This window comes from Rossellomorea pakistanensis (assembly GCF_016908495.1).
GTDB classification, from domain to species: domain Bacteria; phylum Bacillota; class Bacilli; order Bacillales; family Bacillaceae_B; genus Rossellomorea; species Rossellomorea pakistanensis.
This window is the reverse complement of sequence record NZ_JAFBDZ010000001.1, coordinates 1,248,173-1,264,214: the sequence shown is the minus strand read 5'-3', so window position 1 is coordinate 1,264,214 and position 16,042 is coordinate 1,248,173. Positions and strand designations below refer to the sequence as shown.

General features: G+C 36.8%; 14 protein-coding genes. 12 read left to right on the top strand and 2 right to left on the bottom strand.

The genetic code is table 11. The annotated features are described in order from the left end of the window. Window positions 1-6: 6 nt before the first annotated feature. From JOC86_RS06210 to JOC86_RS06200, 3 genes are all read left to right on the top strand, one after another. Complete coding sequence (locus JOC86_RS06210) at window positions 7-624, top strand: helix-hairpin-helix domain-containing protein (protein ID WP_205169079.1); 618 nt, start codon at window positions 7-9, stop codon at window positions 622-624. A gap of 66 nt (window positions 625-690) precedes the next feature. After that, window positions 691-1,254, top strand: a complete 564-nt coding sequence (locus JOC86_RS06205; RefSeq protein WP_205169077.1) for a ComE operon protein 2 — start codon at window positions 691-693, stop codon at window positions 1,252-1,254. After that, a complete protein-coding gene (locus JOC86_RS06200) occupies window positions 1,255-3,546 on the top strand; it encodes a DNA internalization-related competence protein ComEC/Rec2 (RefSeq protein WP_205169075.1) in 2,292 nt (763 codons plus the stop codon). It begins immediately after the preceding gene. Window positions 3,547-3,633: 87 nt separating this feature from the next. On the opposite strand, the gene JOC86_RS06195 is transcribed toward JOC86_RS06200, so the two are convergent. Next, entirely contained in the window at window positions 3,634-3,768 is a 135-nt protein-coding gene (locus tag JOC86_RS06195) for a YqzM family protein (RefSeq protein ID WP_205169073.1), read from the bottom strand. A gap of 294 nt (window positions 3,769-4,062) precedes the next feature. On the opposite strand from JOC86_RS06195, the gene holA reads away from it, so the two are divergent. Continuing rightward, window positions 4,063-5,082, top strand: a complete 1,020-nt coding sequence (gene holA, locus JOC86_RS06190; RefSeq protein WP_205169071.1) for a DNA polymerase III subunit delta — start codon at window positions 4,063-4,065, stop codon at window positions 5,080-5,082. Between the two features lie 234 nt (window positions 5,083-5,316). Here holA and rpsT read toward each other — a convergent pair whose 3' ends face one another. Continuing rightward, window positions 5,317-5,568, bottom strand: a complete 252-nt coding sequence (rpsT, locus tag JOC86_RS06185; RefSeq protein ID WP_205169069.1) for a 30S ribosomal protein S20 — start codon at window positions 5,566-5,568, stop codon at window positions 5,317-5,319. 195 nt (window positions 5,569-5,763) lie between these two features. Here rpsT and gpr point away from each other — a divergent pair, with 195 nt between their 5' ends. From gpr to dnaK, 8 genes are all read left to right on the top strand, one after another. Further along, complete coding sequence (gene gpr, locus JOC86_RS06180; RefSeq protein WP_205169067.1) at window positions 5,764-6,897, top strand: GPR endopeptidase; 1,134 nt, start codon at window positions 5,764-5,766, stop codon at window positions 6,895-6,897. Between the two features lie 340 nt (window positions 6,898-7,237). Then, window positions 7,238-8,437 carry a stage II sporulation protein P gene (gene spoIIP / locus JOC86_RS06175; protein WP_205169065.1) on the top strand — a complete coding sequence of 400 codons (1,200 nt, stop codon included), beginning with the start codon at window positions 7,238-7,240 and terminating at the stop codon, window positions 8,435-8,437. 18 nt (window positions 8,438-8,455) lie between these two features. Continuing rightward, entirely contained in the window at window positions 8,456-8,791 is a 336-nt protein-coding gene (locus JOC86_RS06170) for a DUF3679 domain-containing protein (protein WP_205169063.1), read from the top strand. Window positions 8,792-8,927: 136 nt separating this feature from the next. Then, on the top strand, window positions 8,928-10,760 hold the full coding sequence (lepA, locus tag JOC86_RS06165; RefSeq protein WP_205169055.1) for a translation elongation factor 4: 1,833 nt from the start codon (window positions 8,928-8,930) through the stop codon (window positions 10,758-10,760). A 166-nt stretch (window positions 10,761-10,926) separates the two neighbouring features. Further along, window positions 10,927-12,057 carry a radical SAM family heme chaperone HemW gene (hemW, locus tag JOC86_RS06160; protein ID WP_205169053.1) on the top strand — a complete coding sequence of 377 codons (1,131 nt, stop codon included), beginning with the start codon at window positions 10,927-10,929 and terminating at the stop codon, window positions 12,055-12,057. 85 nt (window positions 12,058-12,142) lie between these two features. Beyond that, window positions 12,143-13,171 carry a heat-inducible transcriptional repressor HrcA gene (gene hrcA / locus JOC86_RS06155; RefSeq protein WP_205169051.1) on the top strand — a complete coding sequence of 343 codons (1,029 nt, stop codon included), beginning with the start codon at window positions 12,143-12,145 and terminating at the stop codon, window positions 13,169-13,171. 113 nt (window positions 13,172-13,284) lie between these two features. After that, entirely contained in the window at window positions 13,285-13,854 is a 570-nt protein-coding gene (gene grpE / locus JOC86_RS06150) for a nucleotide exchange factor GrpE (RefSeq protein WP_205169049.1), read from the top strand. A gap of 27 nt (window positions 13,855-13,881) precedes the next feature. Next, window positions 13,882-15,717, top strand: coding sequence for a molecular chaperone DnaK (gene dnaK, locus JOC86_RS06145; protein ID WP_205169046.1), 1,836 nt, complete (start codon window positions 13,882-13,884; stop codon window positions 15,715-15,717). Window positions 15,718-16,042 lie beyond the last annotated feature (325 nt).

Genomic DNA, 16,042 nt, shown 5'->3' with positions numbered 1-16,042 from the left:
GTTAAAATGAAAATTCTGATAGAAAAATACAAACCTATATTGATCGTATCAATTCTAACTCTATTGGCTGGCTTTGCTTATTTTATTAATCGTAGTTCAGAGGATACAAGTGCCAAAGTAGATGCTCCGCCTATTATTGAAGAAGAAGTAAAAAAGGAGATAAATACTGAAAAAGAGGTAAATGAGAATACAGAAATCTATGTTGATGTAAAAGGGGAGGTGAAAAACCCAGGGATATATAAAGCTAGAGCAGGAGAGCGAGTTAATGACATAATTATAAGAGCGGGGGATTTTACGGAAAACGCTCAGCCTCTTCAGGTGAATCTAGCACAAACGATTACAGACGAAATGGTTATTTATGTCCCAAAGATAGGTGAGTCTGATTCAACTGCACCCATTTTCGAGACACAAGGTAATGGTCAATCTACGCAGAAAATTGACATCAATTCTGCTGAAGAAGCGGAACTTGATGCATTACCAGGAATAGGACCTTCAAAAGCAGCAGCCATTATAGAGTATCGTGAAACGAATGGACCATTTAAGTCCGTTGAAGATTTGAAAGAAGTTTCAGGTATTGGTGAGCAAACATTGTTAAAGTTAAAGGAAGAAATTATTGCAAATTAAAAAAGTTTGACGTTTGTCCATTTTAATAATTAAACTTATAAAAAAGAATGAAAAAGGAGTAGGGTTATGGAGCGCATTTCATGGAATCATTATTTTATGGCACAAAGCCATCTATTAGCAATGAGAAGTACATGTACAAGGCTTGCTGTAGGGGCAACGATTGTCAGGGATAAACGAATTATTGCCGGAGGATATAATGGTTCAATTGCAGGTGGAGAGCATTGCATAGACAAAGGTTGTTATGTTATTGATAATCATTGTGTCAGGACAATACATGCTGAAATGAACGCGATTTTACAATGTGCAAAATTTGGGGTAGGTACTGATTCAGCAGAAATTTATGTAACACATTTTCCATGTTTACAGTGCTGTAAAGCCGTTATTCAAGCAGGCATTAGAAAAGTATATTATGCGATAGATTATAAAAATCATCCATATGCTTTAGAGTTATTTGAAAAAGCAGATGTCCATGTAGAGCATGTCCCATTTACCGAAAGTGAAAATCAATTAAATAAACTATATTCATTTACAAATGAATTATTAAATGAGTTTGAGAAGCTAGGAAGTGATGATAAGAAGGTAGAAGAATTTAAAAAAGAATATGAAGCCATTGTTAGTGGTAAAGATTAATTGAAGCAAACCATGATGGTTTCTATTGCATTAACTTCATTATCAGGGGTTCTATTAGCACTTCATTTTACCTGGGGTGCTTTTTTCCTCCTTCTCCTTATCCTTCACCTTCTCCAAAGAAAGCCTACTCTTATTAATATTATTTTTATTTTCTTTCTAACCGTTTTTTTCTGTATACATGCAACATTGAGCGAACAGCGATCAGTTACAAATTTGTCAACTTCACAGCAGAACTTCAAGCTTTCCTTTCATGAAATGATTGAATGGGATGGAAATCTGCTGAAAGGTGAAGCAATAACTAGTAAAGGTGAGAGCGTTGTAGCTAGGTATAGAATCAATTCAAAGGAAGAATTCTCCCATTTAAAAGAAAATTGGAAAATTGGAATGGAATGTAGGGTTTTAGGCACTTTATCCCAGCCTATGAAGAATACAAATGAGAATTCCTTCAATTATCGAGAATATCTTCGTCAAAAAGAAATCTATTGGATTTTAAACATTGAAGAATTCAATATTATGGATTGTGTTCCAGCAGAAAGAAGTTTATTGTTGGAACTTAAAGAATGGCGTTATGAAGGAATGGAAATCATTAAAAATCAATTTCCAGAAAAGGTTGTCGGGTTATCTTTAGCCCTCATTTTTGGAGATCGTAATGAAATTTCGGAGGAATCTTTACAGGCTTATCAGCGTTTAGGGGTTATTCATCTTTTGGCGATTTCCGGACTTCACGTCGGATTTTTATTTTCTCTCATCTATATGATATTGGTTCGTCTTGGAATGACAAAGGAATCGACGCGGACATTTCTCTTGATTTTATTACCCATTTACGTCATTCTTACGGGTGCTTCCCCACCAGTAGTTCGAGCAGCCAGTATCGTCATGATTGTCATTCTATCGAAGAAACTTAAGTGGAAATGGTCATTGTTAGATAGTTTATCGCTATCTTTTATTATTTTTCTGTTAATAAATCCTCAAATAATTTTTAATATAGGCTTTCAGCTATCGTATATCGTAAGTTTTAGCTTAATGCTTTCAACTTCGATACTAAATCTTCCATATCAAATTCTGCAACTGTTGTGTGTCACCCTCATTTCACAAATCGTATCAATCCCCATCATTCTATACCACTTCTTTGAATTCTCGATCATTAGTCTTATCGTCAACCTTTTTTATGTTCCAATGTTTACGTTTATTATATTACCGTTATTACTCCTTTCATTTCTTTTCCAACTTACACTCCCATTCGTAAATTCTCTTATATTTCCTGTTTTGACTGTAATGATTTCGAAAGTTGATGAGCTTTCTATTTTCTTAACTAAAATGCCTTTTATTACTCTTGTACTTGGAAGACCTGCTCCTTGGTTAATGATACTCTATCCAGTCATCATTCTTCTTACTTTATTACAATTTGAAAGGAAGAAATGGATGAAAGGAAGTATCTTAATCACGAGTATACTAACAATCCAATATTTTTCACCCTATTTAGATTCTAATGGGGAAGTTATATTTATTGATGTTGGACAGGGCGATTGTATATTAATTGTACTTCCGAATCGGGAAGCGGTTTATATGATCGATACTGGTGGGACAATCCAATTTGAAGTAGAGGAATGGGAGAAGAGAAAAAATACTTATTCTGTGGGTGAGGACACCATTGTACCTTTGCTTAAGAGTAAAGGGATCCACCGTATTAATAAGCTTTTACTCACACATAGTGATATGGATCATATTGGAGGGGCACGTGAAATCATTAATGAAATCAACGTAAATCAGATTATCATCAGCCCCAATTCATATAAAAAGCCTGAGATGGAATTAATTGTTCAGGCAGCACGTGAAAAGAGTATTGAAATGCGAGAAGGTAGAAAAGGTGATGAATGGAAAACGAAATCGAGTCATTTTTTCATCCTTTATCCAGATGATGATGAATATGAAGGAAATAACGATTCCTTAGTATTATTGGGAAATTTAGGCGGGAAAACATGGCTATTCACAGGGGATTTAGAAAAGGATGGTGAACAGCAGGTTATAAGACAGTACCAATTAAAAATTGATGTTTTAAAAGTAGGCCACCATGGAAGTCATAGTTCAACAACAGGTGAGTTTCTAGAGGAGTTACAGCCTGAAATTGCGATCATTTCTGCAGGAAGAAAAAATCGATATGGTCATCCACATCCTGAAGTAATGACTAATCTGCGTTCCAGAAAAATTAAGGTCTATCAAACAAACCTGGATGGGGCAATTCACTATAAATTTTTAGGCAAAAAAGGAACATTTACAACCTATCCCCCATAGGATGTAGTACTTAAACCACTATAGACCATCCAATTACCCTCTAAACAAAATAAAAAGGGATGACCAAGAGTCATCCCCATACCATTATTAAGATCCTAAGAACTTAATCACAGTAGCAATGATAAACATTGTAGCGAAAAAACCGAAAGATACGACGAAAGCAACACCTGAGTCTACAGCATCGTTTCTTTTTGATTGTACATTATTCTCAAATTCGTTCACGAGTACCCCTCCTATTTCTATTTTAGTATAGATGATTCATTTGAAAAAATCTATACTCAATTGTACATTTTCCTTTACTAGAAAGAGTTGTCACCTATAAGTTCTTTTCGCTTGGTGACAATAATATTACAAGGGAGATCCCGTCAATAAAAAAGGTTCCTAGGTCTTTTCTATTGACGTTATATATAGATCTAGGGGGTGTCCAATTCCGCAGGGCGTCCCCTTTACTACTTGTCAAAATCGAAAACCTTTTTTACGATAGTAGAGTAACTATTGTAAATGGAGTGTAGCTAATTGATTACTGAAATTTGGAAAAGCATTGAAAACAAACAATTCTCCAATCTTTATTTATTATATGGAAATGAATCTTTTTTAATCAATGAAACAAAACAAAAGATTTTACATAACGGTATCTCAGAAGAAGAGTTGGATTTTAATTTCTCTTTATATGACTTGGAAGAAACCCCTGTCGAAACAGCGATTGAAGATGCGGAAACCTTTCCTTTTATGGGAGAGAGAAGGATTGTAGTCCTTCAAAATCCGGTCTTTTTGACTGCGGAAAAAAAGAAGGAAAAAGTTGATCATAATATAAAAAAATTGGAAGAATACATTTCTTCACCAGCACCCTACACGATATTGGTTATAACAGCTCCATACGAAAAGCTAGATGAACGAAAAAAGATTACGAAGGCACTCAAGAAAAATGCAACCGTTGTAGAGGCAAAAAAACTCTCCGAAAAAGAACTAAGGACCTGGGTTAGGGAAAGAGCTGCCATTAATAGAGTTCAAATTGATGAAGAAGCGATTGACCTACTTCTTGCATTAGCAGGGACAAACCTAATGATGTTGACTAAAGAACTCGATAAGCTTTCCTTATTCGTAAGTGAAAGCAATCGTATTGATTCTGAAGTGGTAGAAAGGTTAACAGCGAGGTCACTGGAACAAAATATATTTGCTCTCGTGGACAAGGTCGTTCATAGAAGAATTGAAGAGGCTTTACGAATTTATTATGATTTATTAAAACAAAATGAAGAGCCCATTAAAATTCTCTCCGTATTAGCTGGTCAATTTCGACTTATTTATCAGGTAAAGGAATTATCAAGACGAGGATACGGTCAACAAAAAATAGCTGGGTTTTTAAAGGTACACCCTTTCAGAGTAAAGCTTGCAGCTGGTCAAGCTAAGCACTTCACAGATGAACAACTTGCTTATATCATCGAATTACTTTCACAAGGTGATTTTGATATGAAGACAGGCAAACAGAAAAAGGAATTGATCATAGAAATGTTTTTATTTAAACTACATGGACACTAGAAAAGCGGAAGCGCCTTGAACAGGCCTGACAAGCATAAGCCAAGCCATCTAGAAAGGGCGCATTATTCCCTTTATAGGTGGCTTGGCTTATGTCTCGAAGGCCTAGGCGCTGGAGCTGGACACTAGAAAAGCGGTATCCTTTCACTGCAACCAATTAACCCTTTTTTAAATAACAACAATTTTTACGAAAACAGCCATAAAAAAACGATCTCGCAGAAGGAGATCGTTTTTTTATTATTTTACTTTTTTCATTAAGCGTGATTTTGAACGATCAGCAGCATTTTTGTGGATAATACCTTTTTGAGCTGATTTATCTAAATGCTTAACCGCTACATTAACAAGTTCTTTCGCATTAGCGTCATTGTTATCAGCTGCAGCTTCAGCTTTTTTAACAGCTGTACGCATTGCAGATTTAACTTGAGCGTTTTGTGCATTACGTGCTTCACTTGTTTTTACGCGTTTGATAGCAGATTTAATGTTTGGCATTCCTGTCACCTCCTACAAACCGACCCGAGATTCTATAGTCTCGATTTTTACAATTCCTAAACAATTAGAACAAATGATATTTTACCAAACGGTTGTTTAGAATGCAATACTCTTAAGGCTAATTGTTAGTGAATGAACAGCATTGCACAAGGATATGCTAAAAAATAATGTTATTAACAGGATGGAGGGTTATCATTGGCAGAAAATGAACAGCTAGATCTTAGTAAATATAGTGTTCGTACTGACTTAGCAGTTGAAGCACGAGAAATGGTCATGGCAGAAGAGGCCAAACAGGATAAAAATAAGGCACAAGAAATAACGGAAATTAACGGGGTTATTGTTAAAGAAAGAGAGCTAGATGGGATAAAAATCTCTAATGTCACCATTACGAAAGAAGGCGAACAAAAACTAGGAAAAAGGGCAGGAAATTATTTAACGCTAGAAGCACCTGGGGTAAGACAGCAGGATAGTGTGATTCAGCAAAAGGTAGAGGAAGTATTTGCTAAAGAATTTAATAGATTTCTCACTGAAAAGGGAATTCAACCGAATGATTCCTGTTTGATTGTTGGTCTAGGAAATTGGAATGTCACTCCCGATTCACTCGGCCCAAGGGTGTGTGAAAGCTTAATTGTGACTAGGCATCTCTTTAATCTTCAACCAGAATCTGTTCAAGAGGGTTATCGTTCTGTAAGTGCTCTATCTCCTGGTGTGATGGGGTTAACTGGCATTGAGACAAGTGACATTATCTTTGGAGTTGTTGAAAAATCAAAGCCGGATTTTATTATTGCCATCGACGCCCTTGCATCAAGGTCCATTGAAAGAGTCAACTCTACGATTCAGATTTCTGATACTGGAATTCACCCTGGATCTGGCGTCGGCAATAAACGAAAAGGATTAGATGAAGATACTCTCGGAGTACCTGTGATTGCAGTCGGAATTCCGACGGTCTTAGATGCCGTTACAATCGTTAGTGATTCTGTTGATTTTTTACTCAAGCATTTTGGGAAGGAAATGAGTGAAGGTGACCGACCAGCTCGCTCATTAGCTCCTGCTGGGCTTTCATTTGGAGAAAAACGAACACTGACTGATGAGGACCTTCCAGCAGAACAACATCGGAAAACGTTCCTTGGTATTGTTGGCACATTAGAAGAACAGGAAAAAAGGAAACTCATCCATGAAGTTCTTGCTCCAATTGGTCATAATTTGATGGTTACACCGAAAGAAGTCGATGTTTTTATTGAAGATATGGCGAATGTTTTAGCAAATGGATTTAATGCTGCTTTGCATGAGGCTGTAGATCAAGGGAATACTGGTTTCCAAACAAGATAAAGGTAGTGTTTGTCAAGAAAGTGATTAATATTAATAACGTGTAGATTGCAATAAAGCGCCTTTTTAAGGGTGCTTTTTTTATATCTTAAGTAACTCACTTAACATTTATTACGTTTATGAAGTGCGAAGATGTATCAAAAACATTCGTTCATGAAACCATTTATTATTTGGTTTCAATCGTTGACGATTTCCGACAACTATAGTTAAGAACAGCATCTGAATCTATCCTGCAAACACCTCTTAGATTCTCTTCCTCATCAGAAGTACACAATACTTTCCAGTTCTACTTTTTCTATCACTTTCATAACTTGTACTAGAGATAGATAGAAAGGGTGGAAAAATGCGCTCACACAATTCGTCCAATTATGTCGTAGCAGTAAATCTGTCAACAGTTATTAAAGGGATTTTTATCTTCCTATTTACATTACTGACCATTTTTTCTATATCAGGAATCTTAACATCGCTAAAGCCTGAATACAGAATCACCTCTTCCTCAGTGAATCAAGTAGCACAAAATGTGAAGGGGTCAGCTCTTTATAAATTATTTACTTTGGAAAATCGTGCATTTTCAGCAGCAAGCCCCGAAGAAGCCGATTGGCCAAAAGCATCAGATTTAATGATAGAGTTAGCAACGAATATAAGCTTTGAGGATCCCAGAAGCCTTTTAGGTAGAGAGCTTCCAGGTTTTTCAATATTTGATAGCCATATTTTGGTGGCGGGAGAAGGAACAGATTATACCAATATGCCACATGAATCCATTCCCCCCGAGGAAGCTCTGAATCCAGAAAATGATGCACCTACTCAAAACACGGATAGTCTAGAAAATTCTAATGAAGATGGAGAAAAGCCACCAAGTACCACTGGGGATAAGGAGACCGTTCAACTTTATTTCACACATAACCGCGAATCCTTTCTACCACACTTAAAGGGAGTAACAAATCCTGACTTGGCACACCATTCAGAAGTAAATGTTACCAAAATTGGTGATCGCCTTAAGGAAGAGTTAGAGAGTTTAGGAATTGGAACAAGGGTAGATAAAACAGATGTGATTGGGAATTTAAATAATAAGGGACTGGAATATTACTCTGCATACGATGAATCCCGCCCTATTGCTAAGGAAGCAATGGCTGATAATAAGGATTTACTATATTTAATCGATATTCATAGAGATTCAATAAGAGGTGAAAACACCACGATAACCATTAATGGTAAATCATATGCTAAAGTAGCATTCGTAATTGGTGCGGAACATCCGAATTACGAGAAGAATGAAAAGCTTGCAAGAGAACTTCATAAAATGCTGAATAAACAATATAAAGGTATTTCTCGAGGAGTTTTTGTCAAAAAAGGTAGTGGGACGAATGGAAAGTTTAATCAAGATTTATCTCCGAACTCCATCCTTGTAGAGTTTGGTGGAGTTGATAATAATTTTGAAGAATTAAACCGTTCTACAGCAGCATTTGCAGATATATTTGCACAATATTACTGGCAGGCCGAGAAGGTGAATCATAATCTTTCAGAGCCACCTTCAAGTCAATAAACAAAAGGAAGTAACGATATGAAACGATTTATGATTAAGTCTATCCTATTAATTTCTTTTCTTTTCATTGGGGTTCTTATTGGAATGCAAAAAGCCAATGATGGTATTCTTGAAATGAAAGGGCAAAACGGACATTCATTGCATCAGCCACTTTCAGTTGAACAAAACGAACAAGGAAATATGGAAGCTTCCCTTCTTGGAAATGAAGTTAGCAGTGAAACACTTTCAGAGAAAAAAGAAAAGTTAGAGGAAATGAAAGCATTTAACTTTTTTTCTTCGATCGGGAAAGCAATTTCAGATTTTGTTACCAGTATAACGGAAAAAATCATTCAAATCATTTCATCTTTACTCTAAGTATTTAAGGAGCTGACTTAAAAGTCAGCTCTTTTTTTTCATTACAATTGAAGCCCCTTACAGTTAACATTGAATAATAAATGGTGGACTGCTATAATTCAAAATAGTGTACGCGTATTAACAGGAGTTGAACGAGATGAATCGTGAAGAAAAATTAAACAGACAACAAAGAATTCGTAACTTTTCTATCATTGCTCATATAGATCACGGAAAATCAACATTAGCAGATAGAATTCTAGAAAAAACAAAAGCATTAACTGCTCGCGAGATGAAAGAACAATTACTAGATTCGATGGATCTTGAAAGAGAACGTGGAATAACAATTAAATTAAATTCTGTCCAGCTAAAATATCAAGCGAAAGATGGGCTGGAATATATCTTTCATTTAATTGATACGCCAGGTCATGTCGACTTTACATATGAAGTATCACGGAGTTTGGCAGCGTGTGAAGGGGCTGTCTTAGTTGTAGATGCTGCCCAAGGGATTGAAGCTCAAACCTTAGCAAATGTATATTTGGCTCTTGATAATGATTTAGAGATTCTTCCAGTTATCAATAAAATTGACCTTCCTGCTGCTGATCCGGAAAGGGTACGTCAAGAAGTGGAGGATGTAATTGGACTTGATGCTTCTGAAGCTGTATTAGCATCAGCAAAAGCAGGTATAGGAATTGAAGAGATTTTAGAACAAATTGTAGAGAAAGTCCCTGCACCAACAGGAGATCCAGATGCCCCGTTAAAGGCGTTGATTTTCGATTCCTTATACGATGCTTATCGAGGTGTAGTGGCATACATTCGTGTCATGGAAGGAACTGTAAAAGTCGGTGACAAAGTAAGAATGATGGCTACAGGCAAAGAATTCGAAGTGACCGAGGTGGGAGTATTCACACCAAAGGCTACACCGGTGAATGAGCTTACTGTAGGGGATGTAGGCTTCTTAACGGCTGCCATTAAAAATGTAGGGGACACAAGAGTTGGAGATACGATAACACTTGCAAAAAATCCGGCAACTGAACCACTGCCTGGATATCGTAAACTAAATCCGATGGTATATTGCGGATTGTATCCTATAGACTCGTCTAAATATAATGATTTGCGAGAAGCACTTGAAAAACTAGAATTGAACGACTCTGCACTTCAATATGAGCCTGAAACCTCTCAAGCACTTGGCTTTGGTTTCCGATGTGGATTCCTTGGACTTCTACATATGGAGATTATTCAAGAGAGAATCGAAAGAGAATTCAAAATTGATCTTATCACCACTGCACCAAGCGTAATTTACAACGTTCATTTAACTGACGGAGAAGAGCTAAAAGTAGATAATCCATCGATGATGCCAGATGCTCAAAAAGTAGAAAGCGTTGAAGAGCCTTATGTAAAAGCTACAATGATGGTTCCGAACGATTATGTAGGGGCAGTTATGGAGCTGTGCCAAGCCAAACGCGGAAACTTTATCGATATGCAATATATGGATGAAACTCGAGTGAGTATTGTATATGAGGTTCCATTAGCCGAGATTGTCTATGATTTCTTTGACCAATTAAAATCAAATACAAAAGGCTATGCATCTTTTGATTATGAACTTATCGGCTATAAAGAATCTAGATTAGTGAAGATGGATATTTTGCTAAACGGGGAACAAGTAGATGCTCTTAGCTTCATTGTTCATAGGGATTTTGCCTATGAACGTGGTAAAGTCATTGTAGATAAACTCAAAGAGCTCATTCCTCGTCAACAATTTGAAGTCCCTATTCAGGCAGCTATCGGTCAGAAGATTGTTGCACGTTCGACGATCAAAGCAATTAGAAAAAATGTCCTCGCTAAATGTTACGGTGGAGACATTTCGCGTAAACGTAAGCTTCTTGAGAAACAAAAAGAAGGTAAGAAACGTATGAAACAAGTTGGTTCTGTTGAAGTTCCTCAAGAAGCATTCATGGCTGTGTTGAAAATGGACGACAGTGAAAAAAAATAATATGCATACCAAGGGGAAAGCTGGATTGATACTTAAATTTATGTCAATCTTGTACTTTTCCCCTTTCTTATTCTTGAAAAAATGTTAATGAGCTAAAAGAGAACAATTATTCAATCGATGTAAAAGCAAACAAAAAACGATATGTATCATACAAGGATGTGAAAAAATGGTTCAGTCTGCATACATCCATATTCCCTTTTGTCAACATATATGCCACTACTGTGATTTCAACAAAGTATTTTTGAAAGGACAGCCAGTGGATGAATATATTTCAGCTTTAGTGAAAGAAATGAAATTAAGGTTTCAAACAAAGGTTCCCATGAAAACTATTTTTGTTGGGGGAGGAACTCCAACTTCTTTGAGCGCAAAGCAATTAGATGATCTTTGCAATGGGATTAGGGAGAATATTCCTTTTGAAAATGGAGAGTTCACTTTTGAAGCCAATCCAGGGGAATTAACCTATGAAAAATTAAAGGTTCTCCGTGAGCATGGAGTGAATCGTCTAAGTTTTGGTGTTCAATCATTTAATAATGAACTCTTAAATAGAATTGGAAGGACCCATAAAAGTGAAGATGTTTATTCCTCGATTGATTCTGCCCAAAAAGCAGGCTTTCATAATATAAGCATTGATTTGATCTATAGTTTACCAGGACAAACTCTTAGTGATTTTAGGAATACACTTAGAGAAGCACTTTTATTTAACCTTCCACATTATTCAGCATATTCCCTGATTGTTGAGCCGAAAACGGTTTTTTATAATTTAATGAGAAAAGGAAAGTTAAACCTACCTTCCCAGGAAGCAGAAGCAGATATGTATGATCTTCTGATGAATGAAATGACGAAGACAGGATTGAAACAATATGAAATTAGTAATTTTGCGGAAGATGGGTTTGAAAGTAAACATAATCTTGCTTACTGGAATAACGTTGAATACTATGGTTTCGGGGCTGGCGCTCACGGGTATATAGATGGAATTAGGTATTCGAATTACGGTCCTTTGAAAAAATACATGCAACCAATTGTGGACGGTTCACTGCCTACGATTGAGTCACATAGGCAAACAAAAAGTGAAATGATGGAAGAAGAAATGTTTCTTGGCTTGAGAAAAGTAGAGGGAGTATCCATTCAGGGTTTTCAAGAGAAGTTTTCTGTTGACCCCTTTGAAATTTTTAATAAATCGATCACAGAAATGTGCAATAAAAATTGGCTAGAAGTGCACAATGGAAATATAAGACTTACAAAAGCTGGACGATTTTTAGGGAATGAAGTTTTTCAATCATTTATTGGAGTAATTTAAAACATTGACATCGATAAAATGATTTGATAATTTATTATTAGAATTAGCACTCAGGACAAGAGAGTGCTAACAGAGGTGATAAAAGTTGTTAACAGATCGACAATTACTTATATTGCAAGTCATTATTGATGATTTTATTCGGTCTGCACAACCGGTCGGCTCAAGAAGTTTATCGAAAAAAGAGGAAATATCATTCAGTTCTGCAACGATTCGTAACGAGATGGCTGATTTAGAAGAGCTAGGGTTTATTGAAAAGCCCCACACTTCATCTGGTCGAATTCCTTCAGAGAAAGGATATCGTTACTATGTAGACCATATGTTATCTCCGCAAAAGCTTGATCGCCACGATATATCAAGTATGCGTTCCATATTTGCAGAACGTATATATGAAATGGAGAAGGTCATAGAAAGATCGGCTAAAATTCTGTCGGATCTGACGAATTATACGGCTATTGTTCTTGGTCCAGAAGTAAAGGAAAACAGATTGAAGAAAATTCAAATGATTCCTTTAAATAAGGAGACTGCAATTGCCATTATTGTGACAGATACAGGGCATGTGGAGAATAAAGTATTTACTTTACCTCCATCAGTTGATCCATCAGAACTTGAGAAGATGGTCAACATCATTAATGATCGTCTAGTCGGTGTACCACTGGTCGATCTCCATGATAAAATATTTAGGGAAGTTGCTGTACTAATGAAACAGCATATCCAGCATTATGATTTAATGCTGCACTCGATTTCGAATGCATTAAATTTATCATCCCACGATAAACTATTCTTCGGTGGGAAGACGAATATGTTGAATCAACCTGAATTTCATGATATTGAGAAAGTAAGACTATTACTTAATATGATCGAACAGGAAGATGGAATATATGATCTTATCAAAAAGATCCCGACTGGTGTTCAGGTGAAGATTGGAAAGGAAAACAATAACCTTGCAATGGAAGAATGCAGCTTGATAACAGCTTCCTATTCGATTGGCGAAGAGAAGGTAGGGTCAATTGCAATTCTTGGACCAACACGTATGGAATATTCCAGAGTTATTAGCCTGTTAAACTTCCTAAGTAAAGATATGACAACCGCGTTAACAAAGCTGTATCAAAGCTAAACTCGCTGGCTATATTGAATATGGACCCGAGAGCTAGAAATCAGCCTCTGCTGGTTTCTGGCGTTTTTGCGGAGTATGGTTTTATAGAAAAGACTTTTAAGGAGGTGAAAGCAATGAATGAAGAAAAACAGGTAACCGAAGAGCAAGAAGAAAAAGTAGAAACGCAAGTAGATGAGAACATCGAGGAGATTTTTGACGAAAGCGGAACTGAAGGAAATAACGAGGAAAATGCTGTAAGTGATGCTGAAAAGCTTCAAGCTCAATTAGATGAATCAGAAAATCGTTACTTACGACTTCGCGCTGACTTTGATAATTTCCGCCGTCGGGTAACACTTGACCAGGAATCAAACCGAAAATATAGATCTCAAAGCTTAATTTCTGACTTATTACCAGCACTCGATAATTTCGAGCGTGCATTAAATATTGAAGCAGAAAATGATCAAACAAAATCATTGCTCCAAGGAATGGAAATGGTGTATCGTAGCTTAATGGATGCACTGAAGAAAGAAGGAGTAGAAGAAATTGAATCTGTTGGTCAGCAATTTGATCCCCATCTTCATCAAGCAGTAATGCAAGATTCCGATGATCAATATGAATCTAATGTCGTGATTGAAGAGTTTCAAAAAGGGTACAAATTAAATGACCGCATTATTCGCCCTTCAATGGTGAAAGTAAATCAATAATACATATACGATAGGGAGGTATTTGACATGAGCAAAATTATCGGTATTGACTTAGGAACAACGAACTCATGTGTGGCAGTCCTTGAAGGAGGAGAGCCAAAGGTAATTCCAAATCCAGAAGGTAACCGTACTACACCTTCTGTAGTAGCTTTTAAAAATGGTGAACGTCAAGTAGGAGAGGTAGCAAAACGTCAAGCAATCACTAACCCTAACACAATTATGTCTGTTAAAAGACATATGGGTACTGACCATAAGGAAACAGCGGAGGATAAACAATATACTCCACAAGAAATTTCTGCGATGATCCTTCAGCATTTAAAATCCTATGCAGAAGAGTATCTTGGTGAAAAAGTAGAAAAAGCGGTCATTACTGTTCCTGCTTACTTCAATGATGCTGAGCGTCAAGCTACTAAAGATGCAGGGAAAATTGCTGGTCTTGAAGTAGAACGTATCATTAACGAACCTACAGCTGCAGCCTTGGCTTATGGAATGGATAAAACAGAAGAGGATCAAACTATTCTTGTTTATGACCTAGGTGGTGGTACATTCGACGTTTCCATTCTTGAACTTGGTGATGGTGTATTCGAAGTACGCTCAACTGCTGGTGATAACCGTCTAGGTGGAGATGATTTTGACCAAGTGATCATTGACCATCTAGTAGCTGAATTCAAAAAAGAAAATGGTATTGACTTATCTAAAGATAAAATGGCGCTACAACGTCTTAAAGATGCTGCTGAAAAAGCGAAAAAAGATTTATCTGGTGTATCTTCAACACAAATCTCTTTACCATTTATCACGGCTGGGGAAGCTGGACCACTTCACTTAGAGTTAACATTATCTCGTGCAAAATTTGATGAGTTATCTTCTGATCTTGTAGAACGTACAATGGCTCCTACTCGTCAAGCTCTAAAGGATGCAGGATTAACTCCAAGTGAAATTGATAAAGTGATCCTTGTTGGTGGTTCTACTCGTATTCCAGCAGTACAAGACGCAATTAAGAAAGAAGTTGGAAAAGACCCTCATAAAGGTGTTAACCCTGATGAAGTAGTAGCGATGGGAGCTGCAATCCAAGGTGGGGTTTTAACAGGAGACGTAAAAGATGTTGTATTACTTGATGTAACACCACTTTCTCTAGGAATTGAAACAATGGGTGGAGTTTCAACGAAGTTAATCGAAAGAAATACAACGATCCCAACATCTAAATCTCAAGTTTTCTCTACTGCTGCAGATAATCAAACGGCTGTAGACATTCATGTCCTACAAGGTGAGCGTCCAATGGCAGCTGATAATAAAACGCTTGGCCGTTTCCAATTATCAGATATCCCACCAGCACCACGTGGTGTTCCTCAAATCGAGGTTAAATTTGATATTGATAAAAATGGTATTGTAAATGTAAGTGCTAAGGATTTAGGTACTGGAAAAGAGCAAAACATTACAATTAAATCATCCACAGGACTTTCTGATGAAGAAATTGATCGTATGGTCAAAGAAGCAGAAGAGAATGCAGATGCTGATAAACAGCGTAAAGAAGAAGTAGAACTTCGAAATGAAGCTGATCAACTTGTCTTTACAACAGAAAAAACGTTAAAAGACCTTGAAGGCAAAGTAGACGAAGAAGAAGTGAAAAAAGCGGAAGAGGCTAAAACAGCTCTTAAAGAAGCAATTGAAAGCAATGATTTAGAACAAATCCGCGAAAAGAAAGATGCCTTACAAGAAATCGTTCAAGCACTTACAATGAAATTATATGAACAAGCGCAACAGGCTCAACAAGCACAAGGAAATGAACAAGGTGCTGAAGGTGGAGCTGGAAAGAATGACGATGTTGTCGATGCAGAATACGAAGAAGTAAAAGACGATAAGTAAGGTTGAACAACAAGGAAAGTCAAAGTCAGGTCCTTCTTGGCTTTGACTTTTTCTCTGTATAGGGAATTTTAAAAATTATAATATGTTGATAACTTCGAAATTAGTTTATCCTAATCTAGCTCTAGCGCTAAAGCTCCGAGAGTCTTAGCCAATCCATGAATAAAGGGAGATTTACCCTTCCTTCATGGATCGTCTTATGCTTGTCGGAGGTCCACACTACGTAGGTCAGAAAGGCGTTGCCACAGGACGTGGCGAATTTAGGCTTTCATCCTTAGTCTAGGGCGCTTACGCCTTTAGTTCATGTCTATTCTATAACGATTTATAA

Bases quoted from the DNA above. Each gene is read 5' to 3' on its own strand.
- lepA (WP_205169055.1), top strand. From the start codon at position 8,928: ATGAATCGTGAAGAAAAATTAAACAGACAACAAAGAATTCGTAACTTT.
- JOC86_RS06210 (WP_205169079.1), top strand. From the start codon at position 7: ATGAAAATTCTGATAGAAAAATACAAACCTATATTGATCGTATCAATT.
- JOC86_RS06205 (WP_205169077.1), top strand. From the start codon at position 691: ATGGAGCGCATTTCATGGAATCATTATTTTATGGCACAAAGCCATCTA.
- hemW (WP_205169053.1), top strand. From the start codon at position 10,927: ATGGTTCAGTCTGCATACATCCATATTCCCTTTTGTCAACATATATGC.
- dnaK (WP_205169046.1), top strand. From the start codon at position 13,882: ATGAGCAAAATTATCGGTATTGACTTAGGAACAACGAACTCATGTGTG.
- spoIIP (WP_205169065.1), top strand. From the start codon at position 7,238: ATGCGCTCACACAATTCGTCCAATTATGTCGTAGCAGTAAATCTGTCA.
- grpE (WP_205169049.1), top strand. From the start codon at position 13,285: ATGAATGAAGAAAAACAGGTAACCGAAGAGCAAGAAGAAAAAGTAGAA.
- rpsT (WP_205169069.1), bottom strand. From the start codon at position 5,568: ATGCCAAACATTAAATCTGCTATCAAACGCGTAAAAACAAGTGAAGCA.
- JOC86_RS06170 (WP_205169063.1), top strand. From the start codon at position 8,456: ATGAAACGATTTATGATTAAGTCTATCCTATTAATTTCTTTTCTTTTC.